A 24863-nucleotide genomic window follows, 5' to 3' on the forward strand; every position below is an offset into this window, starting at 1 on the left:
TTTTTTAACCCTCAAACTATCGGGACGAGCACAATGCTTGAAAAATGGTTTCAATTGACCGCACACAATACCAGTTTTAAAAAAGAAGTTATCGCTGGCATTACAACCTTTCTCACGATGGCCTATATCATCTTTATCAACCCGGCAATGCTTGCTGATGCGGGGATGGATAGAGACGCGGTATTTGTAGCAACGTGTCTAGCAGCCGCAATAGGCTGCTTTATTATGGGTTTTATTGCCAATTACCCTATCGCACTTGCGCCAGGCATGGGATTAAACGCATTTTTTACCTACACCGTTGTACTCGATATGGGTTACAGCTGGCAGGTTGCACTTGGTGGCGTGTTTTTCTCAGGAATTATTTTTATCATTTTGAGCCTGTTTAATATCCGTGAGTGGATTATTAATTCAATTCCACAATCGCTACGATTTGGTATAGCAGCGGGAATCGGCCTGTTTTTAGCCTTTATCGCACTTAAAAATGCAGGATTTGTCGTTGATAACCCTGCCACATTTGTAACCTTGGGTGATATTACTGCACCCGAGCCTATTCTTGCGGCATTAGGGTTGTTTCTCATCGTTGGACTTGCAAAAAGAGGAATCAATGGCGCAGTAATGATCTCGATACTAGCGATTACTGCAATAGGGTTAGTAATCGGTAAGGTAGACTATGCCGGTATTATGTCAATGCCACCCAGTGTATCGCCTACCCTGATGCAACTCGACATTAGTGGTGCATTAGAAGTTGGCATGATCAGCGTAGTGTTTGCCTTTTTATTCGTTGACCTTTTTGATACGTCAGGCACCTTAATTGCCGTGGCTCAGCGAGGCAAGTTACTTGCCAAAGATGGTACACTGCCTAGATTAGGTAAAGCCCTACTTGCTGATTCAACAGCAACGGTTGCCGGCTCTATGTTAGGTACGTCGACCACAACAAGTTACGTAGAGAGCACAGCGGGTGTTGCTGCTGGCGGCAGAACAGGTTTAACCGCAGTTGTCGTTGGCATTTTATTCTTATTATCACTATTCTTTTCTCCATTGGCAGGGATGATTCCAGCTTTTGCAACATCAGGTCCGCTATTTTACGTTGCTGTACTGATGTTAGCTGGGCTAGTCAACATTCATTGGGATGACTTATCAGAAGCAGTACCTGTCGCTGTAATTTGTATAACGATGCCGCTAACTTTTTCCATTGCTCACGGAATTGCGTTTGGTTTTATAGCATACGCTCTAGTGCGCATATTTAGTGGCGAGTTTAAATCGCTCAATTACAGTGTGCTATTTTTAGCATCACTATTTATCTTAAAATTTGCTTTTTTCGGGTAGTCAAATGAAACACTCAACATTCGCTTCTATCGCTCTTAGCTTTCCACTTGCTTTCTCGGGCTCAGTTGCAGCAGAAACCTTATGGAGCAGTAATAGCATTAGTTATTTAAAAAACACTTCAGACTTTGAGGTGTTAACAAATGACTCGATTAATGTTTTCACCTTTGAACATGCATCAGGCCATAATTGGGGCGACTTGTTTTTATTTGCCGACAGAACGCTCGCCAGTGCAGATGATAATCATATCGAATTTAAAGGAACCTATGGTGAGATCACTCCTCGCTTAAGTTTGAGCTACTTACTCGATGAAAAAATGTCATTTGGCATTGTCAAAGATACGTATTTAGCTGCGAATATAGAAATGTCATCAGATACGTTCGGAAGCTTTGATAACGTATTACTAGGTGTTGGTACCGACTTAGCTATCCCTCATTTTAAATATTTCCAAGCAAACGTTTACTATGCAAATAATGACAACATTGATGATGACTATCAGCTCACCATGGTATGGGGTTATGACTTTCCTTTACAAAAGCACAAGATAACCTTTAATGGCTTTTTTGACTGGTCAAGTGCTGCCGATGACCATGAATCAGAGTTCCATTTTAATCCACAGTTGTTAGTTGATGTCGGACATTATTTTAATAATGCAGGTCACTTTCAAGCGGGTATCGAGTATTCATATTGGAATAACAAATATGGTATTACCGGGCTAGACGATGAAAGTGTCATTAGCGCAATGATTAAAATAACGTTATAAAGCAAATGATAATAAAAAGGGCGCTATCTGCGCCCTTTTCTAATATGAACATTCGAAAATTTATGGTGCTGTCGACTCACCATAGAAATAAGCTTGGTTATGTCTAAGCATGTTTGTGAGTTCCAAAACGTAATCACTACCTCGCTCAGAATATGGTAACAGTCCTGTAGCAAGTATTTCCGCCGACAAAGGCTGTCCAGACGCCCTGAGTTGCTCTCTAATGTTTCTGAAGACCAAGTATGCATGATTGGTATTTAAGTTCCTTAGATAAGCGCTCACGGCTTGTTCTAAGGAATCATAACTTGCCACTTCATGGGTCATCCCCTCTGTTCGAGAGCTTGGTACAATTCCACAGCCTTTTCGATAGCACCACATGCCAAACAGATTAAGACCTTCACGGGCAAAGCGTGATGTTCCCCACGCAGACTCGTTCGCCCCTTGAACCAACACTAGTTCAACCGGCACAATATCAACACGGTTCAACAACTTTTGTATTTTCAGCATAGGTGAATGAATATTTTTCACTCGATATTGCTTAGCCAGTTCATTGAGCCACATAACATCTTCATCAGATAATACGTCTTCCAGACCAAGCCGTTCAGCAAATGTTAACAATTTAGTTCTATGGGCGAGTATCTGGTTATTTTTTTCCACGACCACTGGCCTTAAATAATTAAAAAATGCCGTCTTCTTTTGTTTTACGTCTTTATATTGACCAAAATTTGGCACTTTACCAATGTATGGCTGGTCGAGCTTCTCTTCCGTTTCAGTGACAGCCGACGACTGTTTATCCTCATTTTCCATAGTCGGCATTGGTTTTACCGATTTTTCGACGGCGATCTCGTCCGGACCATACGTTTTGGTAAACGGATAGGCTAACATTACACTAATTGCCGCTACAGAAAGTGCGGTAACACTAAACTTTTTCATTTACGCGTCAAACATTCCTGAATCACTGACCGTTGAGCTTGGCTGAGCGTTTAGCGTAATACCAAAAATCTCACGGTAAAGAATACCTTTTGCATGAAAATACATAGGCGCAAGGTAACTTAAGCCAAAGATTAAAAACGCAAACGCAAACATCGTCGCATTACCTGTTACTTGCCCTAATGGTGCAATGATTAGCACAAGCGCAATTGCCAAAGGTAGGTAAACAGCAAAAATATTAAACCACTGAAAACGCAGGGCTTTAACTGACAAACTAATCGCTTGAAGTGGAGATAGTTTCTTCTCTACAACCAAAGGGACAATCAACGAGAAGCAAACCGCTAGAAAAATTCCCGGAATAATAAAGAGTTGTAAGCCCAGACCAACTAAAATAGAGCTTAATAACGCAGCCACTGCTACCCAACTACCGCGCTTCAAATACGCAAAAACTTGTTTAGATTCAGTCTTTAAGCCAACAACCTGAGAGATTCCCATCATCTCAACACCTGCTAAGAATGGCCAAATGACAATGGTGACAGCAAGGTTTAAAATCGATAAACGTTGAGGATCTTGGTTAACGACCTCTAAGCCACCTAACAACTCTGCCAGCAACATGGTTGTGAATACACCGATCAATAAAACAATCAATAAACCACCGTTAATAGCTGCTCTACTGCGCTGTGTATTGCGCCATGCTTCAAGTAAGACCTCTTTGGGGTTGATCTTGTATTCACCTTTTAAAGCTTGCTCAACATTACCGCCAACATGAACAACTGAAACTTTTTCCACCTAAAACACCTATTAAAAATTAACTAATCAGACCATTACGTGTTGGATAATAACAAATAAAACCGAAGAACAGAAAATTTACAGATCACTGACCACTAATTCAACGGCAAGAATTAATAACACTAATCCCATAATTCTATCTAACCAGTAGCCTTTTGAGATAATTCGATTGCGGATTCGTGGGTGACTCAACACCATAGATAGAAAACTAAACCAAAGTCCTGTCGCAATCGCCATATAAATGCCGTAGAACGCTTTAACTTGTGTCGGTGTATCGACTGCGATAACCATTGAAAACAAGCTAACGAAAAACAATGTTGCTTTAACATTTAACGCATTTATCAAGAAACCTGTGGTAAACGCTTTGAAGTTGCTTGGCGCTTGTAGACTTGAATCACTAACAACCGCACTTTCTGAGTCTTGGTCGTTGATTTGGGAGGTTTGTGGTGGTTTCGCCCTTAATCCATGCCAGGCAATGTAAAGAAAATACGCCGCAGCAATATACTTTAATGCACTGAGTAAGCTTGGTGTTTTAGCGATAATAATGCCAATCCCAACCAAAGAATAAATCACGTGAACAAGTATTCCAGTGCCAATGCCAGCACTCGTATATAACGCGGTTCTCCTACCGTATTGAATACTTTGTTTCAACGTTATTGCAAAATCGGGCCCAGGACTAGCAACCGCTAAAAAGTGCACTAAAGCGATAACTAAAAATTCTTGTAAATACTGCTCCAAAATTATTCCTTGTTACTATCCATGTTGTTAATGAGATATTGACGAAAAAAATCAGCACCTTTTTCTCTGGTTATTGCCATATTGTCTTCTGGGATTTTTTCTGGGTTTTTATAAACGCTCAATACTTTCGCCATACTGTCTTCACGGATAATGTGAAGCATGGGATATGGGGAGCGATTTGTATAATTTTCGACGTCATGTTGTGACAATCCTTCAAAACAGTAATCAGGATGAAAGCTTGCTAATTGAAACTGACCTTCAAATCCAGCGTCAACTAAATATTGTTGGGCTAAATCTAGCAAGTCTAAATAGTCATCGAAATTACCGAAGCCAGAGCCATAAATCATTAAGCTTGTTTCGATTTCAGATGTTGTCGCCATTTTGTCACATTGAGTCAATAGATGATCAATTGCCTGGGTGATCCCTCTTGCGTCATCAATACAGTAATCAATGGTATTATTTGCCCATTCTTTTTTAGCAAATGGGCAAAAGTTCAGGCCAATCACAATATCCAGCAACCATGTTTTAGTTACCTCAACAATTGTGTCAGAACACTGATTTGAAATTTCCGTCATATACTTACTACAAATTTTTATGATTTTTGCTGAAGTTGCCACATATTAAAGTAACGACCTTTCAACGCAATTAAATCATCATGGCGACCTTGTTCAACAATTTTACCATCTATCATGACAAGAATGATATCTGCATCTGTAATTGTTGATAGACGATGAGCAATGACTAAACTGGTTTTGTTTTTAGCGACGCTTTTAATTGCCTTTAATATTTCTTGTTCTGCATGACTATCAAGCGCACTTGTTGCCTCGTCAAATACCCAAATCTCAGGGTTCTTCAATAGTGTTCGTGCTATCGCGACACGCTGCTTTTCACCGCCGGAGAGTTTTAGCCCACGCTCTCCTACTTCGGTGTTTTCGCCTTCCGGTAATTTAGCAATTAAATCATCCAAGTATGCCATGCTAATTGCCTTTCGCACCGCTTCATCACTCGCACTAGGATCACCATAACGTACGTTTTCGAAAATCGTATCATTAAATAGCACGGTATCTTGTGGGACAATACCAATATGCTGGCGAAGCGAAAGTTGCGTTACATCGATGATACTTTGATCATCAATTTGAATGGTGCCAGCAGTTGCATCGTAGAAACGAAATAACAATTTCACAATTGTTGACTTGCCTGAACCACTCTCGCCAACAATAGCGACTTTCTGGCCTGTATCAATACTAAAACTGACACCTTTAAGTACTTTTCGGTCGGTATGATAACCAAACTCCACATCGTTAAACGTAATACGACTATTACTAATTGCCAATTCAGGCGCATTATCCTGGTCTGTAATTTGAGGCTTCTTATCAAGTAAACTAAACATACCCTCGATATTGGCAAGGGAGCCTTTTATTTCACGATAGACAAAGCCAAGAAAATTAAGCGGCATAAATAGTTGCATCATAAACGCATTGATGAGAACAAAATCCCCCAAAGTCATTGCCTCTATCGTGACTTGATAAGCGGCTAATGCAAGCATGGAGGTCATTGCAATAGCAACAATTGTCGCTTGGCCACCATTTAGCGCAAAAAGTGACAAACGATTTTGTGTTTTCGCTTTCTCCCACGTTGCAAGCTGCTCATCATACATATTGGCTTCATAGGCTTCATTGTTGAAATACTTGACGGTTTCGTAGTTTAAAAGACTATCAATTGCTCGAGTATTTGATGATGAATCGGCTTTATTAGCCGCTCTGATAAAGCCAGTACGCCATTCTGTCGCATACACCGTGTAACTTATATATATGGCAATTGAGGTGGTAGTAATTGCTGCAAACCCCCAATGGTACTTGAATAAAAAGATCCCTATTACCATAAATATTTCAAGTAACGTCGGTACAATATTGAAGACCATAAATCGCATTAAAAACGCAATACCTGCATTCCCTCTATCAATATCGCGGGAAATACCACCGGTTTGACGGTTTAGATGGAAAGCGAGTTCAAGACTATGCAGATGTTTAAATACTTTTAAACCAATGCGTCTTATTGCACGCTCGGTTACTCGACCAAATAGGGTATCCCTTATTTCGCCAAACAACACCACAGATAAACGTGCTAAACCGTAGGCTGCGACCAGACCAAATGGCACTAACATCACTTTGTTTTCAACATTTTGATCTAACGTATCGACGACGTCTTTCAATACAAAAGGCAAATATACACTTGCGACTTTTGCCAATATTAAGCAAACAACAGCAAGAGAGATTCGCCATCTAAATTCAAGTAAATACGGATAAACAAGTTTCAAGACTTGCCAATTGAGTTTATCGACTTCGTGTTCAGGGTAATTGGTTCGGCGCATAGTAGTGATAAATTATTATGATTTATTTGAGAAGTTTTTACGTTACAGACATAAAAAAAGACCGCACTAATAGCGGTCTTTTATCAAGAATTAAAAGCTATACAAAACTGAAAAGGACTATTTATTGCCGTCTTCTACGCGACTTTTCAGCTTTTGACCAGGTCTAAACGTAACAACCTTACGAGCTGAGATAGGAATATCTTCACCCGTTTTTGGATTACGCCCTGGACGTTCAGCTTTTTCTCGCAAATCGAAGTTGCCGAAACCTGAGAGCTTAACTTGCTCACCATCTTCTAATGATTGACGAATTTCTTCGAAAAACACTTCAACGATATCTTTGGCGTCGCGTTTACTTAAACCGACTTTATTACACAGGTGTTCTGCCACTTCAGCTTTGGTTAGCGCCATGGATCAATCCCTCAATGATGCATTTAATTCAGTTTTTAAGGTATCTACCACTCGATCTACAACATCGTTGATATCTTTTTCTTCAAGAGTCTTCTCTACATCTTGCAATGTCATTGCAATCGCTAAGCTCTTAAAGCCCGGTTCAATACCTTGACCTTGGTATACATCGAACAAGTTTAGATCAACTAAATAATTTCCGCCAACATTTTCAATAAGTTGTAGCACTTTTTTTGCTTCAACTGCTTCTTCAACGATAACAGCTATGTCACGTCGGTTAGCCGGGAATTTAGAAATTTCGCTTGCCCACGGCAGTTTTCTATTTAAGATTGGCGTTAATTTCAGCTCAAATACCAATGTGCGACCGTTCAAACCTAGCTTGCGCTCTAATTCAGGATGAACAGCACCAATATGGCCTACAAGCTCATCGCCTTTGTAGATTGCTGCCGTTTGACCAGGATGTAATGCATCAATTTCAGCTTTTTCAAAGCGATACGCGTCAGCTTCACCTGTTAATGATAAAATTGCTTCTACGTCACCCTTAAGGTCAAAGAAGTCAACTGGCGCTTTTTCCAACTGATAGTGCTCTTGGTTTTTCGTACCACAAATCACACCAGCGATCATGTTGTCTTGACGAACGCCATTTTCTGCTGCTTCATCAGGAATGAAACGTAAACCAGACTCAAACAAACGAACACGTGCTTGTTGACGGTTTTGGTTATAAGCCACCGATTGTAATAGGCCTGTCCACAATGATACACGCATAACCGACATTTCAGATGAAATTGGGTGTGGTAATGTCATGACTTCAGCGTTCGGGTGCAACAAAGCTTGTGTTTTAGGGTCAACGAAGCTGTAAGTAATTGCTTCTTGGAAACCTCGATTTACCATGGTTTGACGAATTCGAGTCATTGGCAAAGCGGCTTCTTTGTGCTGACGCATACTCAGTGTTGCTGTTGGCGAGACATTTGGAATGTTGTTGTAACCAAAAATACGCGCGACTTCTTCAATTAAATCAACTTCAATTGAGATATCAAAGCGGTACGCAGGTACTTCTACATTCCACGTCTCGTTTTCAAGACTTACGGCAAAGCCTAAACGCTCTAAAATTTCAGAAACTTTTGCTGTTTCAATGTGCATACCAATACGTTGGTCTAGCTTTGCACGACGTAAAACAACACTCTTAGCTGCTGGGATATGATCAGTTGATACTGCTTCAACGATAGGACCCGCTTCACCGCCAACAATCTCTAAAAGAAGCGCTGTTGCACGTTCCATTGCGTCGCGTTGTAACTGAGGGTCAACACCACGTTCATAACGGTGAGAAGCATCAGTGTGCAAGCCGTATTGACGTGCTTTACCTAAAATCGCTAACGGTGCAAAAAACGCACTTTCTAAAAAGATATCTTTCGACTCGCTTGTTACGCCTGAGTGTAGGCCACCGAAAATACCCGCCATTGCTAACGCTTTGTTACTATCCGCAATGACTAATGTATCTTCTTTTAACGTTACTTCGTTTTCATCTAATAACGTTAGCTTTTCTTCTTTATTGGCAAAACGTACATCGATAGCACCTTCAATCGCACTTAAATCAAATGCATGCATTGGGTGACCAAGCTCTAACAATACGTAGTTTGTCACATCAACAACTGGGTCGATTGAACGAACGCCACAACGACGTAGCTTCTCAACCATCCATAATGGCGTTGTTGCACCGACGTTGATACCTTTGATCACACGACCTAAATAACGAGGACATGCATCTGGTGCTGATAATGTGATTTCACGTGTATCATCAATTTTTGGTGCTACAGGTGTAATTTCAACTTCAGTTACCGCTTGTGAGTTAAGTACACCCACTTCGCGTGCTAAACCTTTGATACCCAAACAATCACCGCGGTTTGCTGTTAAATCAACATCAATCGTTGTATCATTTAAGTTCAAGTATTCACGAATATCTGTACCAATTGGCGCATCTGTTGGTAATTCAATAATACCGTCAGAGCTTTCTGCTAAGCCCATTTCAGACTCACTGCACAGCATACCGAAAGATGGCTGGCCGCGTAATTTTGCTTTTTTGATTTTGAAGTTACCTGGAAGGACTGCGCCAACCATAGCAACCGCAACTTTCAAGCCTAAACGACAGTTAGCAGCACCACATACGATGTCTAATAATTCGCCGTCAGTTGACGCGTCGCCAACATTGACTTTCGTTACTTGTAATTTGTCAGCATCAGGGTGTTGACCACACTCAACAACTTCACCAACAACAATACCGGTAAATTCACCTGCAACTGGGTCAACAGCGTCAACCTCTAAACCTGCCATGGTGATCTGATGCGCTAATTCGTCAGAAGTGTTCGCAGGGTTTACCCACTCACGTAACCAAGATTCACTAAATTTCATTATTTGCAGGTCCTACTTAAACTGTTTTAAGAAACGAAGATCGTTTTCGAAGAATGCGCGCAAGTCGTTTACGCCGTATCTAAGCATTGTTAAACGCTCGACACCCATACCAAAGGCAAAGCCAGTGTACTCTTCTGGGTCAATGCCCACTGAACGCAAGACGTTCGGGTGTACCATGCCACAGCCTAATACTTCTAACCACTTACCGTTTTTACCCATGACATCAACTTCCGCTGATGGTTCTGTGAACGGGAAGTAAGATGGACGGAAACGAATTTCTAAATCTTCTTCAAAGAAGTTGTGTAAGAAGTCGTGCAAAATGCCTTTAAGGTGAGTAAAGCTCACGTTTTTATCAACTAATAAGCCTTCAACCTGATGGAACATCGGCGTGTGCGTTTGGTCGTAATCGTTACGGTAAACCTTACCTGGAGAAATAATACGTAATGGTGGCTTTTCAGCTTCCATGGTACGAATTTGAACACCCGATGTTTGTGTACGCAATACTAACTTAGGATTGAAGTAGAACGTATCATGATCTTGGCGCGCAGGGTGATGCTCAGGAATGTTTAACGCATCAAAGTTGTGGAAGTCGTCTTCTACTTCTGGACCTGCTTTGATTTCAAAACCAAGTTCAGTGAAGAAGCTTTCGATACGCTCGATTGTGCGAGTTACTGGGTGTAAGCCGCCTAAGTCGTTGGTGTTACCTGGTAATGTTACATCGATAGATTCAGCAGCTAATTTTGCTTTGATCTCTTCAGCACGTAACAACTCACCACGTTCAGTAATTAATTTCTGTACTTGTTGCTTTGCTTGGTTAATCGCTTGACCAGCTTTTGGCTTTTCTTCTTTAGGTAACTTACCTAAGTTTTTCATTTGCTCCGTTAACTGGCCTTTTTTACCTAAAAAGTTAACGCGAACCGTATCGAGCTCAGCTGGAGACGTTGCTGCTGCAACTTCCTGCTCGGCTTGCAAAATTATGTCGTCTAAATTCATGAGTTCCTCAAAAGCAACAAGGCGTGTTTGATTTCTTGTGAAAGATAGCACGTCAGAAAAAACACGTTTGTATCGACAATATGATTAATAAAAAATGGCTAACGATTCTACACAATAAATCGCCTAAAATGTAGAGGAAAAGCGGTTTTTATCAAAAGATTAACGAATTAATTTTATCAAAGAATAATATTTCTAAATTCGATTACATCTTCTTAGTTGAAACCGTGTTAAAATGCGCGCTAATTAACTATTCAGCTCGCTAATTGATGCCAAATTCATGTGATATTTGGGGAAATTGGTCTTAGCCAAATTTAGAGAACTCTTTTACGTGATTAACAACGATATTTTTAGACGCTTACGTTTTATTTTAAATTACAACGACCAACAAATGGTTGAGACCTTTGCCCAGGCTGGTGCGTTAGTGCAAAAGCAGCAAGTCGTTGAATGGTTGAAGCGTGAAGAAGATGAAGGTTTTACTAACCTAATCGATGTAAAATTTGCGGAGTTTTTAAATGGTCTAATAAACGTTAAACGTGGTAAACGTGATGGTGAACAAAAACCTGCTGAGAAAAAGCTGAATAACAATTTGATTTTATTGAAGCTTAAAATCGCGTTTAACTTAAAGGCCGAAGATATCATTGAGCTACTAAGTACTGCTGGCTTCAACATGAATAAAGGTGAATTAAGCGCATTCTCGCGTAAACCTGATCACAAGCATTATCGTGAAGTTAAAGATCAAGTAATTCGTAACTTGCTAAAAGGTTTAGAGTTAAAATACCGCACCGATGTTAAGCGTCAAGACGTAAACCCGCTTGATAGAAAAGTTCAGCATACTATCGCTGATAAACAAAAACAGGTGGTGGCAAAGAAGAAAAAGAAAGCTCAACCTAAAACACCAAAAGAAAAGACACTTTACGTCAACCCTAATGCTAAAACAGCAACAAAGGATTCGGGCCGTAAGACGCTTAAACTACGTTCTGAAGATATCTGGAAAGATGTAGAGTAACGTTAAGAACCTTCATTCGTGAGTTAAAGTAACCTTTATTTCTAATATAAATGCCCGAGAAGTCGGGTATCTTTTAATTCAGAATAACAATTGAACCAGATTCCCGCTAACAACAGCGGGAATGTCACAAGGCACCTTTGAACACTGCACTTTTAATATCTCAAAACTAAATATTTCATTTAGTCTCAAGTTCTTGAGCTAAAAAGTCGAGAAAAACCTTTAATCTATAGGGCATATATTCAGTATTTTTGTATACAGCATACATTGGCAATGAAAATCTCTCTTCGCTTTGTAAGACTTCAATCAACCGCCCTTGAGCCAAATCGCTCTCAACCATCCACTTAGGCATTGCAGCGATCCCATGACCTCGACGACACATTTCTATGATAAATTCAGGGTTATCACTTGTTAGGGACTCATTGACTCTAATTTCATTGCTTCCAAACGTCCAGACATTACTAGGTTTAGCTAAAGCATAGGTTATACAACGGTGATTAATAAGTTGGTCAGTAGATTCTGGTCTACCACATGTTTCGAGATACTTCGGAGCAACAAAATAACTCACTTGGTGGGCCATTAAACGTTTTGCCTTAAGCGCTGAGTCGGGTAAATGAGCCGCACGAATAGCTATATCTATATCGTCCTTAAATAAACTAACTTGTTTATCATTTACTGAAACATCAAATGTAACCTCAGGATAATTTTCAATAAATTGACTAATAACGGGAGCTAGGAAGTAGATTGAAAATGTCGACGGCGCTGAAATACATATTTTACCCTTCAAGCTCGTTAATTCATGTCGTAAAGTCAACTCGGTTGTATCTATTTGCTCTAGCAACCGATGACAAAAATTTAAATACTGCCTACCTAGATTAGAAATCTCTATTTTCCTAACACCGCGTTCAAATAATGAAAATCCAATATCTTTCTCTAACCAAGCAATTTTTTTACTAATTGCGCTTTGGGAAGTATTCAGTTCATTCGATGCTAAGGTAAAACTTTGATGTCTTGCGACAACAACAAATACTCTAATACAGGTCAATTTATCCACTTACAGATTCCATCTAGGAATTTATAACATCACATTATCACGATTTACCACACAAAGTAAGAATGCTTAAATATCGAAAAATATCTAATTGGAGTTAAAATATGCTTGCTATCACCTTATTGCTTATTTCGTTTTTCTTATTTGCCAGTTCAATCAAATTAACAGGTTGGCAAAGGGGTATTTTCGAGATACAGCTAGGCTTTTTTGAAAATTACGGCTTAAATCGACAAATTATGTTTATAGTTGGATTGATTGAACTAACCGCATCCTTATTGTTGATTAGTGCGTTAGTTACTGACAAGGAAAACTTAAAAAGCTTGGGCGCTATAATGATAATATTTGCGTCCATTGGTGCTAGTTATTTTCATTTACGCTTCGACACAACAAAAGATGCACTCCCGGCATTTATAACATTAACTTTATCGACCATGTTACTGATAAACTGATTTCCCTAGCAATAAAAAAGGGCAACGCTGATACGTTGCCCTTTTATTTATAATCGCTACATTGATTAATCAACTAACTGATAATCACGTTTTAGAATTTCGATGATTTCAGCTTTTGGATTGGCTGATAATTCAATTTTTTCGCCGGTGATTTTCTCAGCAATGCCCGTATATGTCTCAGATACCGCCATTAATACATCAACAGGTAATGGGTTATCATTAGCTAACGCCGTGCGCTCTGCCATACGATCTTTGTTTAATAAAATGTCTGGCTCTGGGAAGTGATTCAATAATAATTGACGGAAACCTTCTTTCGAGTTTTCAATCACGTTACCTTGACGATAAGCTTCACCGTCCCAAATACGTGATGAATCAGGCGTACCAACTTCATCCATATAAATAAGTTTATCGTTACCTTGCGTATCTTTTACGTAGCCAAATTCAAACTTAGTATCGACAAAAATTTGATCAATTTTTGCCAATTGAGCAGAAATTAAATCGAAACCTTGCGTAAGTAATTTTTCGTATAAACCAATATCATCAGCAGATTTAAAGTTAAACGCTTCAAAGTTGTCTTCAATGTTCTTGCGGGTAATGTTTACATCATCCGCTTCTGGCACACCATCAATGCCCTTCAAAATACCTTTGGTTGAAGGCGTTTGAAGAAGTTCAGGCAACTTACTATCGCGTGATAACCCTTCAGGTAACTCGATACCGCAAAAGTCGCGTTCGCCTTTTTCATATGCGCGCCACATTGAACCCGTAATGTATTGACGACAAATCGCTTCAATCATCACTGGTTGTGCTTTTTGAACAATCCAAACAAACGGGTGTGGAATATCAAGAATGTGGCTATCTGCTAAGCCATTTTCTTTAAACAGCTTAAACCAATGGTTAGAGATCGCGTTTAACGCAGCACCTTTACCCGGCACACCTTTTAAACCACCCTCTCCTTGCCAAATACAATCGAAAGCTGAAATACGGTCGCTAATCACCATAATTGCTAATGGTGTGTCTACTGGCACATCGTAACCTTTTTGTTCGATTAAACGACGGCTATCGGCATCGGTTAGCCAGTAAACGCTGCGCACTTTACCGCTGTGCACAGGCTTTTCAGTACGAATTGGTAAATCGTTATTAACTGCTAGAACTTGATCTGCAAGACTCATACTCAACCTTTAAAAGAGTGTTATAAATTCATTGGTTTAGGTTTTATACCAATTGAAATAATGCTTTAGTCATCTCAGAGCTATGTCAGAGGTGAGAGAGCAAGAAAGATTTGTGACAATATAGTTATTCTACATTGAGTAAATCTGCCGCAGTTATCTTGCCTCTGACAAGCTCCCGAAGGGCGAGTTTAATAGGCTTATATGCTGCGTTGCTAAACTCAACAAGGGAATAACCATTGTTTTCATTCAGCGCCTTGCCTCTATGCCTTTTAATTCTCACTGAGAGAGCAAATCATTTTTTCACTTGGTATTAGTTAAAACACAAACCAATAAACTATCTAATTGGTCAAAAAGTTATAGTCTAAAAAATAAAAAGGACGCCGAAGCGTCCTTTTCATATTGACTAGCTGATTATAAAGCAGCTTGTGCTTTTTCAACTAAAACAGCAAATGCTGCTTTGTCGTATACAGCGATGTCCGCTAAGATCTTACGATCGATCTCGATAGATGCTTTCTTAAGACCGTTGATGAAACGGCTGTAAGATAAACCATTTTGACGAGACGCAGCGTTGATACGAGCAATCCATAATTGACGGAATTGACGTTTACGCTGACGGCGGTCACGGTATGCGTATTGACCAGCTTTAGTTACTGCTTGGAAAGCTACGCGATAAACGCGACTACGAGCACCGTAGTAACCTTTCGCTTGCTTTAAGATTTTCTTGTGAGAACGACGTGCAACTACACCGCGTTTTACTCTTGCCATGTGCTAATCTCCTCTTAATTAAGCGTTACGTAGTAATTTATCAACTGCTTTCACATCTGAAGCAGCAACCATGCTTTTAGCACGTAAGTGACGTTTTACTTTAGTACGACGCTTAGTCAAGATATGACGTAGACCAGCTTGTTTGCACTTGTAACCACCAGAAGCGGTTCTCTTAAAGCGCTTTGCAGCACCTTTGTTTGTTTTCATTTTAGGCATGAATAGTACTCCACATTTATGCCGTTTAAATTTGATAATAAAAGGCGAGCACTTCATTTAAAGATAAGTGCTACTTGTCGGCCTCAATTACCGGTTCATCGATAAAGTTGGTGAAACGCTTTCGCGAATGCTTTTATAAGACCAAGTATTATCGTTTAACTGGAGCTAACACCATCACCATTTGACGCCCTTCAACCTTTTTAGGGAAGAACTCACATTGTGCGATGTCTTCTAGATCTTTCTTAACGCGAGTTAATAAGTCTAGACCCAGTTCTTGGTGGGCCATTTCACGACCACGGAAACGTAAAGTAACCTTAGCCTTGTCGCCACCTTCTAAAAAGCGTCTCAAGTTACGTAATTTAACTTGATAATCGCCTTCATCTGTACCAGGACGGAATTTAATTTCCTTAACCTGAATTTGTTTCTGCTTTTTACGCTGTTCTTTTTGTTCCTTTGCTTTTTCGTAAAGGAACTTGCCGTAATCCATTACACGACAAACTGGAGGTTTTGCAGTTGGACTAATTTCAACTAAATCAACGCCTGCTGCTTCTGCTTTGTCCATTGCGTCATTTAATGACACGATGCCAACGGCTTCACCATCAACACCAATTAATCGAACTTCTGGTGCTGTAATTAAATCATTTAAACGATGTGCCGGTTCTTTTTGACCGCCTCTTTGACCTTTAATAGCCTGTTCCTCCAAAGAACTTTATAAAAAATCAAACGTGGCATTAGCCACGTTTGCGTTGTATTAATTCGTTTATACTAAAGTGCGGTTCGCAACTTCTTGGTTAAGCTGTTCGATAAACGCATCTACCGACATCTTACCTAAGTCTTCACCACTACGTGTACGAATAGCAATTTCGTCATTTTCCATTTCTTGACCACCAACGACCAATAAGTATGGAACACGTTTTAAAGTATGCTCGCGAATTTTAAAGCCTATTTTCTCATTTCTCAAGTCTACTTTTGCTCTAAAGCCATTTTCTTTTAATTTTTTAACAACTTTATTACAATATTCGCTCTGTTTATCCGTGATATTCATCACAACAGCTTGAGTTGGCGATAACCAAGTCGGTAACTTACCGGCGTACTCTTCGATTAAAATACCGATGAAACGTTCTAATGAACCCAAAATTGCGCGGTGAATCATTACCGGCTCATGACGTTCACCGTCTTCACCAATATAACTTGCACCCAAACGTCCAGGCATTGAGAAATCTAGCTGAATAGTACCACATTGCCATGCACGGCCTAAACAGTCGTGCAATGTAAACTCAATCTTAGGACCGTAGAAAGCACCCTCACCTGGTTGGTACTCAAATTTAATACCATAATCTGTAAGCGCTTGTGCTAATGCTTCTTCTGCTTTATCCCAAATTTCTTCAGAACCTACACGTTGCTCTGGGCGAGTCGATAACTTGATATCAATCTCTTCAAAACCAAATGTTTTGTATGTATCGAAAACCATCTCGATACACGCAGCAACTTCTTGTTGAATTTGATCTTCAGTACAGAATACGTGAGCATCATCTTGCGTGAATGAACGTACACGCATCAAACCGTGAAGTGAGCCAGAAGGCTCATTACGGTGAACTAAACCAAATTCAGCCATACGATATGGTAAGTCACGGTACGATTTCAAACCTTGGTTAAAGATTTGAAGGTGACCTGGACAGTTCATTGGCTTAACTGCATATGTACGTTTCTCTGATTCTGTCGAGAAAATCATGTCACCGTACTTGTCCCAGTGACCCGACTTTTCCCACATACCTACATCAAGGATTAACGGCGCACGAACTTCTTCATAGCCGTACTTCACTAATTGTGTGCGCATGTAGTCTTCAAGCGTTTTGTAGATTGTCCAACCGTCGTTGTGCCAGAACACCATACCCGGAGCTTCTGTTTGCCAGTGGAATAAATCTAACGCTTTACCAATTTTACGGTGATCACGTTTTTCAGCTTCTGCTAAACGTTGTAAGTAAGCTTTTAATTGCTTCTTGTCTGCCCAAGCAGTGCCGTAAATACGTTGAAGCATTTTCTTATCTGAATCACCACGCCAATAAGCACCTGCAACATTCATTAATTTGAAGTGATGACAATGCTTCATATTCGGTACGTGAGGGCCACGACACATATCAACGTATTCTTCGTGATGGTATAAACCAGGACGATCATCTTTATCGACGTTTTCGTCTAAGATTTCCATTTTGTATGGTTCGCCTCGAGATTCAAATGTATCGCGCGCTTCTTGCCAAGAAACGGTTTTCTTAACAACTTGATAATTCGTTTTCGCTAACTCAAGCATACGCTTTTCAATTTTAGCTAAGTCGTCATCGTTTAATGGTTGGTCAAGGTCAACATCGTAGTAAAAACCATTGTCGATTGTCGGACCAATCGCCATTTTTACATCTGGGAAAAGTTGCTTAATTGCGTGACCTAATAAATGAGCACACGAGTGACGAATAATCTCTAGGCCGTCTTCGTCTTTTGCCGTGATTAACTGCAGTTCACAGTCTTCGGTGATCATTTCGCACGCGTCTAAGCGCTCACCATTTATGCGACCAGCTAATGTTGCTTTAGCCAAACCAGGGCCAATATCTGCTGCAACATCCATAATAGAAACTGCATTGTCAAAAGAACGTTGACTACCGTCAGGGAGAGTAATAATAGGCATGAAAATTCCTTTACAGTGGTGACACATACGTAATGCCACATGTTTAAATTTAATTGCTACTGCAATATGTTATGTTAAATCAAATAATCGAATGATTATTCGCAGTAAACGCGCAATATAGGTGAATTTAATAAGCTTTGCAATGGGCTTTGCTAATATGGCTAAAAATATCAAAAAATACCTTCACTATGTGATGAGTTTTCTATCAATTATTATGGTTTTTGTGTCAGCTCATGCACTTGCAGAGCCTGGCGAAAATCAATGGAAAACACATAAAAATAAAAACAACATCGTTATCCGGTATCGACAATACCAAAATAGCGAGTTACTCGATATAAATGCCTGCCTCAAAACACGAGGCACTCCTCATCAAGCCTTAGAGTTTTTAACCTACCCAAAATTCATAAAACATTGGTTAGATAATCTAGAGAGCATTTCACTCATTGAACAAATCACTCCTTCAAGAAATATTATGAGCTCTACGTTTAGTGGTATGTTTCTCGTTAAACCGAGACAGGCGTTTGTTTACTCAAAAATATCAGTCAGCAACGATGGAATAATCACAATAAACCAGCAAGATGCAGGTTCAAAATATAAAGCAGAGAAAGGTTACATTCGAGTTAACCTCATAAGAGCGGCATGGCAAATATCCCCTGCCCAAGATAGCCACATTGACATCTGCTACAGTGTCGTGGCAGATCCACAAGGTAACATTCCACAGTGGCTAGCTAACCGTGTTGCGTTAGGTTCACTTAATAAAACATTACGTAACGTCCAACATCAATTTAAACCAACAAATAACTCACTATAAAAGCCGTATTTTTCACTATACTAACCAGTAACCGACTTTACGGAGCCTCCAGATTATGTGGAAGATTATTGCTGACGTTATATCAAAGAATACACATCAGTCTTTTGATCACGCTGAGCATGAAATGCTATCAAGTGGAGGTGAATCGAGGTTAGCGTATAAGTACTACAACGACAACGACGCTTTTTTTGTCAAATTGGCGCCAAAACACAAGCTTAATCAACTAGTCGCTGAGGTTGACAGTTTAGTTCACCTTAATAAATTAAACGAACAACTCGTTCCTACTGCTGTGGGTGTTGATGTTAGTTTGGATAAGAGCTTTTTAATTCTTCCATGGCTTAATTTTACTCAACCATCGAATGGCGACTGGTTTCAATTAGGCGTTGAACTAGCAACAGTCCATAAAAATTCAAGTAATGGTCAATTTGGCTGGGATCAAGACAATTTTATTGGTGACACGTTACAACCAAATCAATGGAGTAGCAACTGGAGTACATTTTTTGCTGAAAAACGCATTAGCTGGCAATTACAGTTACTGAGCGAAAAATCGGTTAATTTTGGTGATATCGATTATCTCAGCGATGTTTGTCACGACTTGTTGTGCCACCATAAAACCAAACCCTCACTAGTGCATGGCGATTTATGGCACGGTAACGTTGGGTTTGTTAATGGCACACCACAAATATTTGACCCAGCTTGTTATTATGGCGATCGTGAAGTTGATATCGCAATGACCGAGCTATTTGGTAGTTTTCCAGACGAATTTTATCAAGGTTACGATGCTACCTACCCGCTAGGTTCAGGCTTTGAGCAACGAAAACATATCTACAATTTATATCATGTGCTAAATCACGCGAATATGTTTGGCGGCATATATATCAAACAAGCTCAGGCATTATTGCAACGAATTATTGCTCAACATGAAAACGTCTAGCCAACCTGAACGTGAATCAACTTTTTTAGTCACAATTATAAGCGGTTAGCATTTTCAACCGTCAAGCAACTAGCACTATCGCTAAAACACGCCATACTTAACTTTGATACCAAGCGAAAAAATGAGTTGCTCTCTCAGCTCAGATGTTACGACATCATTCGTTCAATTGGTATATGCCTTTTTTATCGAAAATTAAGGAGGCTATATGTCTTTACAGGTAAAAGAAAAACGAGTTGAATGCCCACATTGTGGCCATCACATTTTTATCTCTTTAGATCCGACTGAAGGTGACCAAGACTACTATGAGAGTTGTCCTGCGTGTTGCTGCGATATCCACCTAAACATGCATATCGATGAATATCACCAAAAAATTCAACTCGCGATCGACGCGGACGACGAGCAAGTATTTTAACCTAAGCCTTTGTCACTTAATTTGAGTTTCTTAACGGTTTCAACAATCGTCATTGTTTGTTGATCACATTCGATATTTACGTAATCACCCAGATCCAGTAAACCGATGTTTGTTCGTCCAAGTGTCTCCGGAATTAAATGCACCGTAAAACGATTTTCTTCAACCGCCCCTAAGGTAAGGCTGCATCCATTAATTGCTATAAAGCCTTTACTAAATAAGTACTCGTGCCACTGGTTAGGGAGTTCAAAGGTAATCGCGCAATTCTCAGGTGTCTTCTTAATATTAAAGACACTAGCTTGGCAGTGAATATGCCCACTGACCATGTGTCCACCTATCTCATCACCTGCTTTTAAAGAACGCTCTAGATTAACAAAATCACCTTCCTTAATTGCGCCTAAATTGGTCACATTAAGTGTTTCGTCAATCACATCGAATTGAATATACCCAGAACCATTTTCCGCCTCACCAAATGCCACAGCAGTCAAACAAACCCCATTAATCGCAACACTTGCGCCAATTTCTAAATTGGTTAAATATGCCAGATCACAGCTAACGGTTAAATGCATCAAATCATTGTGTAACTTTATGTGAAAAACTTCAGCTTTCGATTGTACTATACCGGTAAACATCGCTATTATCGTCTTGTTTTAGATATCTTTATTGTACCTCATAAAAAGCCCAATGAAATCACCTCATTTTATTCAAAATACAAAAAGCTTATTGAAATTGGCTTACCCAATTTTAATCGCTCAACTTATTCAAAATCTCATGGGCTTCGCCGATACGGTAATGGCAGGCAGAGTAAGCTCTACGGATATGGCAGCGGTTGCCGTAGCAAGTAGTGTATGGTTGCCACTTATTCTCACTATTTACGGTGTGATCATGGCACTTGCCGCAATTGTTTCACAATACGCTGGCAGTGGGTCATATAAAAAGGTTGTTAATGCAACCTATCAAACAATCTGGATTGCACTGGCATTAGGTGTTGGTTTGATTGCGTTTTACTATGCTTTAGCACCGGTGATTGAAAATAATGTAGAACTCGAGCCACAGCTGAAATCGTTAATGTTTGAATATCTTGGATATATTGTTTGGGGTGCGCCAGGTTTTTGTTTGTATTTAGCGCTAAGAAATTACGCTGAAGGAATGTCATTCACGCGCCCAACCATGATTATCTCAATTATCGGTTTAATTATTAATGTCCCTGCAAATTATATCTTTATATATGGTGAGTTTGGCATGCCTGCGCTTGGTGGTGCAGGTTGTGGTATCGCGACTGCTTTGGTGTACTGGGCCATGTTTCTGGGCATGCTCATTTACGTTTATATTTCAAAACACCTTGAAAAAGTATCCTTGTTTAAACGTGCCTATGGTATCGATGTTAATGAGATCAAACACATTTTAAAGGTTGGCGTTCCTATTGCTTTATCACTGCTATTTGAAGTGAGTTTATTTTCGGTCGTTGCTATTTTACTTGCCCCGCTTGGCGCAGACATAGTCGCAAGTCATCAAATAGCGATTAACTTTTCTGGCCTTGTTTTTATGGTGCCTTTAAGTTTTGCGATGGCATTGACCATTAAAGTTGGCTATTGCGTTGGGCAACAAGAATATCAACAGGCTAAAGATATTTGTAAAGATGCGGTTATTTTTGGCCTCATGATCGCGGTGGTGACTGCGGTCGCTACGATTATCTTTAGAACACAGATTGCGGAAATCTACACCACGGAAGCCCCCGTAATTGAATTAGCTGCAAGCTTAATGTTTTTAGCTGCTCTATTTCAGTTTTCTGATGCTATTCAGGTGATTTCAGCAGGTGCATTACGAGGTTACAAAGATACGACATCGATTTTAATCATCACGTTTATCTCATACTGGTTTGTCGGTCTAACCCTTGGCGTTGTGCTGGCTATGACAGACCTGTTAGTACCTAAAATGGGAGCATCGGGATTTTGGATTGGCTTCATCTCTGGATTAACGGTTGCCGCAGTGTTTCTTGCTTGGCGTTTGAAATTCATACAAAACCGTTATGAGCAAAGCGCTTTGAAAGCTGAATTGATTAATCAATAACCACTTGGTTAGTAAAATCAAAATTTTACGTCAAAACTGCTTGCAACGATTAAACGGCAAAGCTAATATAGCGCCCGTTGCTTGTTGCAACTCTATAGTACGACCGTAGCTCAGCTGGTTAGAGCACCACCTTGACATGGTGGGGGTCGGTGGTTCGAGTCCACTCGGTCGTACCAATTCAAACCAACCATTCGCGGTTGGTTTTTTTATGCCTGAAATATATTGATGCGAAGTATTAAATATAAAGAAAGAGTACCACCCTCTCTTTGCCACCCGAGCCAACCAGTGGTTCGAGTCGCTAGTTCCAATTTGAGTCGTACCAATTTAAACCAACCTTAAAGGTTGGTTTTTTTATACCTGAAATATATTGATTCGAAGTACGCAATATAAAAAAAGAGCGCCACCCGCTCTTTGCCGCCCGAGCCAATCGGTGGTTCGAGTCGCTAGTTCCCATTTGAGTCGTACCAATGTAAAGCACCTCTGTAAGTTGCTTTTTTATGTCTGAAATATACTGATTCGAAGTATTAAATATAAAGAAAGAGTACCACCCTCTCTTTGCCACCCAAGCTAATCGGTGAAACGAGTTCACTCCGCTATACCTTAAGCAGGTTCTTTTTAAATCATTTCAACGCCCTAAATTGCGATATTTTAAACCGCCACCTAATATCAAAGAGCTTCTCAAATTAAGAAGTATGGAAGCTCACAAAATTAAATAGGAGGATTTAAGATGTCAAAGTTAAAAATTAACGCAACTGGCGACGCGTCAGATGAGTTTGTCAAAGATTTGTTTACTTATATCGTAGACGGAGGACTTGAAGACCTGATTGTCGATACATTATCAAATAAAAATAGGATGGTTAGCCTAACTCATTGGGATCCTCATGAAAATGAAGTGACTTTTGAATCGCTAGAAATTAATCAATTGTCACCGCATTCAACCATTGATTTGCCCTCTGATCCGATAAGCGTTTCTGCAGGTATTGAAGATGAAAACCTAGTACTCAGCGTTAACTATAGCGGTGGTTGCAAAACACATTTATTCGAATTGATATGGGACGGTCAATATTTAGAGTCGTCACCTTTACAAATCAACCTAAATTTCCGACATTCAAATCAAGGCGATACATGTCAGATGTTGATCAGAAAACGGCTTGCTTACTCTTTATCAGACGTCGAACCATGCCATATAAATTTACATCTCGATGGACATAAAATATCAACGATTGTTTACAATCCATAGCGATAATAAGAGCGAATAAAAAATACGACTTCACCACACATGACCTAGTTGAAAACCATGTCATGTGTTGTGAGCAGGCTTTATTATGCTCTTCTTGGCTTAAACGCCTGCCTTCCCATATCTTTCATAATCCCAATGACTGTCACCCAAGCACTAAGATCGGATTTTGGCGATTTTCCCTTCGCTATACGAGCAATTTGCGTTTCGAACCATGTAATACTCAACATCGCCATTTTATCGACGCCACGTAAACCTGTTGTTGGCGTAGGTACAAATGCTGTAAACAATTCATCTTGCATCGCTTGATTGGGTAAATGAGGATAGATAGCTAACGGACGAGCTAAGCCAACCATATCTGTTGCTCCTGATGCTAAAGCATTATTCATTGCTTTGGTTGATCTAAATCCACCTGTAACAACAAGTTTGGTTGATACAATGCTTCTAGCCTGCTCTGCATAGTCAAGAAAATACGCTTCACGCGCCTTGGTTGAGTCTTTTATTTTATGTCCCACCATGCTTGGGCTTTCATATGTACCGCCAGATATTTCAATTAAATCAATACCAATGTCACCTAGTTTTTTAATAACTTGCATTGATTCTTCTGGAGTAAAACCTCCTTTCATGTAGTCAGCAGAATTCAACTTGATACCAATTGGAAACTCACTGCCTACTTTTGATCGCATCGCATCATACAACTCAACAACAAAACGCATTCTATTTTCGAGCGAACCACCCCACTTATCCTCACGTTTATTGTGGCGAGCAGACAAAAATTGACTGACTAAATAGCCGTGAGCGCCATGAATTTGTACTCCATCAAAACCAGCGTCCTTTGCAAACTTGGCACTTGTGGCAAACTTGTCGATAATCGCAATAATTTCAGGTTCAGTGAGTGCTCTTGGTTTATTAAACGCTTTATCTAAGCCTTTACCTAGAGAAATGGCTGAAGGTGCTACTGGCTCTTTACTTAAAAAGCTTGGTATTTGCTTACCTGGGTGATTAAGTTGCATCCAAATTTTTGAATTATTAACCTTGCCCGCCTTTGCCCATTGTTCAAATAGACTTAAATCACTTTGTTCATCAAGTACGACATTCTTTGGCTCGCCCAAGGCAGTTCTATCAATCATTACATTTCCGGTTACAGACAATCCTATGCCGCCCTCTGCCCATGTTTTGTATACCTGAAACAGCCCAGTTGTTGGGTTATGGTATTTGTCGCCAAGTTGTTCACTCATTGCTGATTTAAACAAACGATTCTTAACTGTGAAGTCGTTATTTATCTCAACAAGGCTGCCAATGTTCAAACTAGTCATTTGATTACTCCACACCAGATTTTTAGGCTGGTCGTCTTATC

The 24863-nt window shown here is 39.9% G+C and carries 25 protein-coding genes and 1 tRNA gene; 10 read left to right on the top strand and 16 right to left on the bottom strand.

The features are described 5' to 3' along the window. Positions 1 to 33: 33 nt before the first annotated feature. Both QQK05_RS08390 and QQK05_RS08395 read left to right on the top strand, forming a co-directional pair. Positions 34 to 1326, top strand: a complete 1293-nt coding sequence (locus tag QQK05_RS08390; protein WP_284297536.1) for an NCS2 family permease — start codon at positions 34 to 36, stop codon at positions 1324 to 1326. A 4-nt stretch (positions 1327 to 1330) separates the two neighbouring features. Further along, positions 1331 to 2086, top strand: a complete 756-nt coding sequence (locus tag QQK05_RS08395; protein ID WP_284297538.1) for an outer membrane protein OmpK — start codon at positions 1331 to 1333, stop codon at positions 2084 to 2086. A gap of 60 nt (positions 2087 to 2146) precedes the next feature. On the opposite strand, the gene QQK05_RS08400 is transcribed toward QQK05_RS08395, so the two are convergent. The 8 genes from QQK05_RS08400 to pheS all read right to left on the bottom strand — a co-directional run bounded on the left by QQK05_RS08400 (position 2147) and on the right by pheS (position 10715). Continuing rightward, positions 2147 to 3016 (bottom strand): glucosaminidase domain-containing protein, encoded by an 870-nt coding sequence (locus QQK05_RS08400; RefSeq protein ID WP_284297540.1) that lies wholly within the window; start codon positions 3014 to 3016, stop codon positions 2147 to 2149. Further along, positions 3017 to 3802, bottom strand: a complete 786-nt coding sequence (locus QQK05_RS08405; RefSeq protein ID WP_284297542.1) for a hypothetical protein — start codon at positions 3800 to 3802, stop codon at positions 3017 to 3019. It abuts the gene before it with no gap. 78 nt (positions 3803 to 3880) lie between these two features. Further along, positions 3881 to 4540: a LysE family translocator gene (locus QQK05_RS08410; RefSeq protein ID WP_407704872.1), complete on the bottom strand. Its 660-nt coding sequence runs from the start codon at positions 4538 to 4540 to the stop codon at positions 3881 to 3883. A 2-nt stretch (positions 4541 to 4542) separates the two neighbouring features. After that, positions 4543 to 5115, bottom strand: a complete 573-nt coding sequence (locus tag QQK05_RS08415; RefSeq protein WP_284297543.1) for a DUF1415 domain-containing protein — start codon at positions 5113 to 5115, stop codon at positions 4543 to 4545. Between the two features lie 17 nt (positions 5116 to 5132). Continuing rightward, positions 5133 to 6911: an ABCB family ABC transporter ATP-binding protein/permease gene (locus QQK05_RS08420; protein WP_284297545.1), complete on the bottom strand. Its 1779-nt coding sequence runs from the start codon at positions 6909 to 6911 to the stop codon at positions 5133 to 5135. Between the two features lie 117 nt (positions 6912 to 7028). Beyond that, a complete protein-coding gene (locus QQK05_RS08425) occupies positions 7029 to 7319 on the bottom strand; it encodes an integration host factor subunit alpha (protein ID WP_284297547.1) in 291 nt (96 codons plus the stop codon). Between the two features lie 3 nt (positions 7320 to 7322). Continuing rightward, positions 7323 to 9722: a phenylalanine--tRNA ligase subunit beta gene (pheT, locus tag QQK05_RS08430; protein ID WP_284297549.1), complete on the bottom strand. Its 2400-nt coding sequence runs from the start codon at positions 9720 to 9722 to the stop codon at positions 7323 to 7325. Between the two features lie 12 nt (positions 9723 to 9734). Continuing rightward, entirely contained in the window at positions 9735 to 10715 is a 981-nt protein-coding gene (pheS, locus tag QQK05_RS08435; RefSeq protein WP_284297551.1) for a phenylalanine--tRNA ligase subunit alpha, read from the bottom strand. Between the two features lie 328 nt (positions 10716 to 11043). Here pheS and QQK05_RS08440 point away from each other — a divergent pair, with 328 nt between their 5' ends. Further along, positions 11044 to 11721: a YehS family protein gene (locus tag QQK05_RS08440; RefSeq protein ID WP_322790563.1), complete on the top strand. Its 678-nt coding sequence runs from the start codon at positions 11044 to 11046 to the stop codon at positions 11719 to 11721. Between the two features lie 175 nt (positions 11722 to 11896). On the opposite strand, the gene QQK05_RS08445 is transcribed toward QQK05_RS08440, so the two are convergent. After that, positions 11897 to 12772 carry a LysR family transcriptional regulator gene (locus tag QQK05_RS08445; RefSeq protein ID WP_284297554.1) on the bottom strand — a complete coding sequence of 292 codons (876 nt, stop codon included), beginning with the start codon at positions 12770 to 12772 and terminating at the stop codon, positions 11897 to 11899. A 101-nt stretch (positions 12773 to 12873) separates the two neighbouring features. On the opposite strand from QQK05_RS08445, the gene QQK05_RS08450 reads away from it, so the two are divergent. Continuing rightward, complete coding sequence (locus tag QQK05_RS08450) at positions 12874 to 13218, top strand: DoxX family protein (protein ID WP_284297555.1); 345 nt, start codon at positions 12874 to 12876, stop codon at positions 13216 to 13218. Between the two features lie 65 nt (positions 13219 to 13283). Here the strand turns inward: QQK05_RS08450 and QQK05_RS08455 are convergent, their stop codons facing one another. The 5 genes from QQK05_RS08455 to thrS form a co-directional block, all read right to left on the bottom strand. Beyond that, positions 13284 to 14387 (bottom strand): phosphoribosylaminoimidazolesuccinocarboxamide synthase, encoded by a 1104-nt coding sequence (locus QQK05_RS08455; protein ID WP_284297557.1) that lies wholly within the window; start codon positions 14385 to 14387, stop codon positions 13284 to 13286. Positions 14388 to 14798: 411 nt separating this feature from the next. Further along, positions 14799 to 15152 (bottom strand): 50S ribosomal protein L20, encoded by a 354-nt coding sequence (rplT, locus tag QQK05_RS08460; RefSeq protein WP_193021436.1) that lies wholly within the window; start codon positions 15150 to 15152, stop codon positions 14799 to 14801. Positions 15153 to 15170: 18 nt separating this feature from the next. Next, positions 15171 to 15368: a 50S ribosomal protein L35 gene (gene rpmI, locus QQK05_RS08465; RefSeq protein WP_074499379.1), complete on the bottom strand. Its 198-nt coding sequence runs from the start codon at positions 15366 to 15368 to the stop codon at positions 15171 to 15173. Positions 15369 to 15516: 148 nt separating this feature from the next. Continuing rightward, on the bottom strand, positions 15517 to 16071 hold the full coding sequence (infC, locus tag QQK05_RS08470; protein ID WP_284297562.1) for a translation initiation factor IF-3: 555 nt from the start codon (positions 16069 to 16071) through the stop codon (positions 15517 to 15519). Positions 16072 to 16128: 57 nt separating this feature from the next. Continuing rightward, complete coding sequence (thrS, locus tag QQK05_RS08475) at positions 16129 to 18045, bottom strand: threonine--tRNA ligase (RefSeq protein ID WP_284297564.1); 1917 nt, start codon at positions 18043 to 18045, stop codon at positions 16129 to 16131. Between the two features lie 157 nt (positions 18046 to 18202). Here thrS and QQK05_RS08480 point away from each other — a divergent pair, with 157 nt between their 5' ends. The 3 genes from QQK05_RS08480 to QQK05_RS08490 all read left to right on the top strand — a co-directional run bounded on the left by QQK05_RS08480 (position 18203) and on the right by QQK05_RS08490 (position 20202). Then, a complete protein-coding gene (locus QQK05_RS08480; protein WP_284297566.1) occupies positions 18203 to 18856 on the top strand; it encodes an START domain-containing protein in 654 nt (217 codons plus the stop codon). 55 nt (positions 18857 to 18911) lie between these two features. Continuing rightward, entirely contained in the window at positions 18912 to 19790 is an 879-nt protein-coding gene (locus tag QQK05_RS08485; RefSeq protein ID WP_284297568.1) for a fructosamine kinase family protein, read from the top strand. Between the two features lie 205 nt (positions 19791 to 19995). Beyond that, positions 19996 to 20202, top strand: a complete 207-nt coding sequence (locus tag QQK05_RS08490) for a CPXCG motif-containing cysteine-rich protein (protein WP_284297570.1) — start codon at positions 19996 to 19998, stop codon at positions 20200 to 20202. Here the strand turns inward: QQK05_RS08490 and QQK05_RS08495 are convergent. Beyond that, complete coding sequence (locus tag QQK05_RS08495; protein WP_284297572.1) at positions 20199 to 20831, bottom strand: riboflavin synthase subunit alpha; 633 nt, start codon at positions 20829 to 20831, stop codon at positions 20199 to 20201. The genes QQK05_RS08490 and QQK05_RS08495 overlap by 4 nt on opposite strands. Before the next feature lie 52 nt (positions 20832 to 20883). Between QQK05_RS08495 and QQK05_RS08500 the strand changes: the two genes are divergently transcribed. The 3 genes from QQK05_RS08500 (at position 20884) to QQK05_RS08510 (ending at position 23509) form a co-directional block, all read left to right on the top strand. Beyond that, entirely contained in the window at positions 20884 to 22269 is a 1386-nt protein-coding gene (locus QQK05_RS08500; protein WP_284297574.1) for an MATE family efflux transporter, read from the top strand. Between the two features lie 99 nt (positions 22270 to 22368). After that, positions 22369 to 22445 (top strand) — tRNA-Val (locus tag QQK05_RS08505). Positions 22446 to 22996: 551 nt separating this feature from the next. Next, entirely contained in the window at positions 22997 to 23509 is a 513-nt protein-coding gene (locus QQK05_RS08510; protein ID WP_284297576.1) for a hypothetical protein, read from the top strand. An 83-nt stretch (positions 23510 to 23592) separates the two neighbouring features. Here the strand turns inward: QQK05_RS08510 and QQK05_RS08515 are convergent, their stop codons facing one another. Next, positions 23593 to 24822, bottom strand: a complete 1230-nt coding sequence (locus QQK05_RS08515) for an NADH:flavin oxidoreductase/NADH oxidase family protein (RefSeq protein ID WP_284297578.1) — start codon at positions 24820 to 24822, stop codon at positions 23593 to 23595. Positions 24823 to 24863: the final 41 nt, after the last annotated feature.

Origin of the sequence: Thalassotalea loyana, from assembly GCF_030161435.1 — a bacterium.
GTDB classification, from domain to species: Bacteria; Pseudomonadota; Gammaproteobacteria; order Enterobacterales; family Alteromonadaceae; genus Thalassotalea_G; species Thalassotalea_G loyana.

What these genes read in the sequence shown, in the direction of transcription:
- pheS (WP_284297551.1), bottom strand. Translation starts at nt 10,715, where the DNA reads ATGAATTTAGACGACATAATTTTGCAAGCCGAGCAGGAAGTTGCAGCA.
- QQK05_RS08510 (WP_284297576.1), top strand. Translation starts at nt 22,997, where the DNA reads ATGTCAAAGTTAAAAATTAACGCAACTGGCGACGCGTCAGATGAGTTT.
- rplT (WP_193021436.1), bottom strand. Translation starts at nt 15,152, where the DNA reads ATGGCAAGAGTAAAACGCGGTGTAGTTGCACGTCGTTCTCACAAGAAA.
- QQK05_RS08515 (WP_284297578.1), bottom strand. Translation starts at nt 24,822, where the DNA reads ATGACTAGTTTGAACATTGGCAGCCTTGTTGAGATAAATAACGACTTC.
- QQK05_RS08480 (WP_284297566.1), top strand. Translation starts at nt 18,203, where the DNA reads ATGGCTAAAAATATCAAAAAATACCTTCACTATGTGATGAGTTTTCTA.
- QQK05_RS08455 (WP_284297557.1), bottom strand. Translation starts at nt 14,387, where the DNA reads ATGAGTCTTGCAGATCAAGTTCTAGCAGTTAATAACGATTTACCAATT.
- QQK05_RS08400 (WP_284297540.1), bottom strand. Translation starts at nt 3,016, where the DNA reads ATGAAAAAGTTTAGTGTTACCGCACTTTCTGTAGCGGCAATTAGTGTA.
- QQK05_RS08415 (WP_284297543.1), bottom strand. Translation starts at nt 5,115, where the DNA reads ATGACGGAAATTTCAAATCAGTGTTCTGACACAATTGTTGAGGTAACT.
- QQK05_RS08450 (WP_284297555.1), top strand. Translation starts at nt 12,874, where the DNA reads ATGCTTGCTATCACCTTATTGCTTATTTCGTTTTTCTTATTTGCCAGT.
- thrS (WP_284297564.1), bottom strand. Translation starts at nt 18,045, where the DNA reads ATGCCTATTATTACTCTCCCTGACGGTAGTCAACGTTCTTTTGACAAT.
- pheT (WP_284297549.1), bottom strand. Translation starts at nt 9,722, where the DNA reads ATGAAATTTAGTGAATCTTGGTTACGTGAGTGGGTAAACCCTGCGAAC.
- QQK05_RS08390 (WP_284297536.1), top strand. Translation starts at nt 34, where the DNA reads ATGCTTGAAAAATGGTTTCAATTGACCGCACACAATACCAGTTTTAAA.
- rpmI (WP_074499379.1), bottom strand. Translation starts at nt 15,368, where the DNA reads ATGCCTAAAATGAAAACAAACAAAGGTGCTGCAAAGCGCTTTAAGAGA.
- QQK05_RS08420 (WP_284297545.1), bottom strand. Translation starts at nt 6,911, where the DNA reads ATGCGCCGAACCAATTACCCTGAACACGAAGTCGATAAACTCAATTGG.
- QQK05_RS08500 (WP_284297574.1), top strand. Translation starts at nt 20,884, where the DNA reads ATGAAATCACCTCATTTTATTCAAAATACAAAAAGCTTATTGAAATTG.
- QQK05_RS08495 (WP_284297572.1), bottom strand. Translation starts at nt 20,831, where the DNA reads ATGTTTACCGGTATAGTACAATCGAAAGCTGAAGTTTTTCACATAAAG.
- QQK05_RS08395 (WP_284297538.1), top strand. Translation starts at nt 1,331, where the DNA reads ATGAAACACTCAACATTCGCTTCTATCGCTCTTAGCTTTCCACTTGCT.
- QQK05_RS08490 (WP_284297570.1), top strand. Translation starts at nt 19,996, where the DNA reads ATGTCTTTACAGGTAAAAGAAAAACGAGTTGAATGCCCACATTGTGGC.
- QQK05_RS08485 (WP_284297568.1), top strand. Translation starts at nt 18,912, where the DNA reads ATGTGGAAGATTATTGCTGACGTTATATCAAAGAATACACATCAGTCT.
- QQK05_RS08425 (WP_284297547.1), bottom strand. Translation starts at nt 7,319, where the DNA reads ATGGCGCTAACCAAAGCTGAAGTGGCAGAACACCTGTGTAATAAAGTC.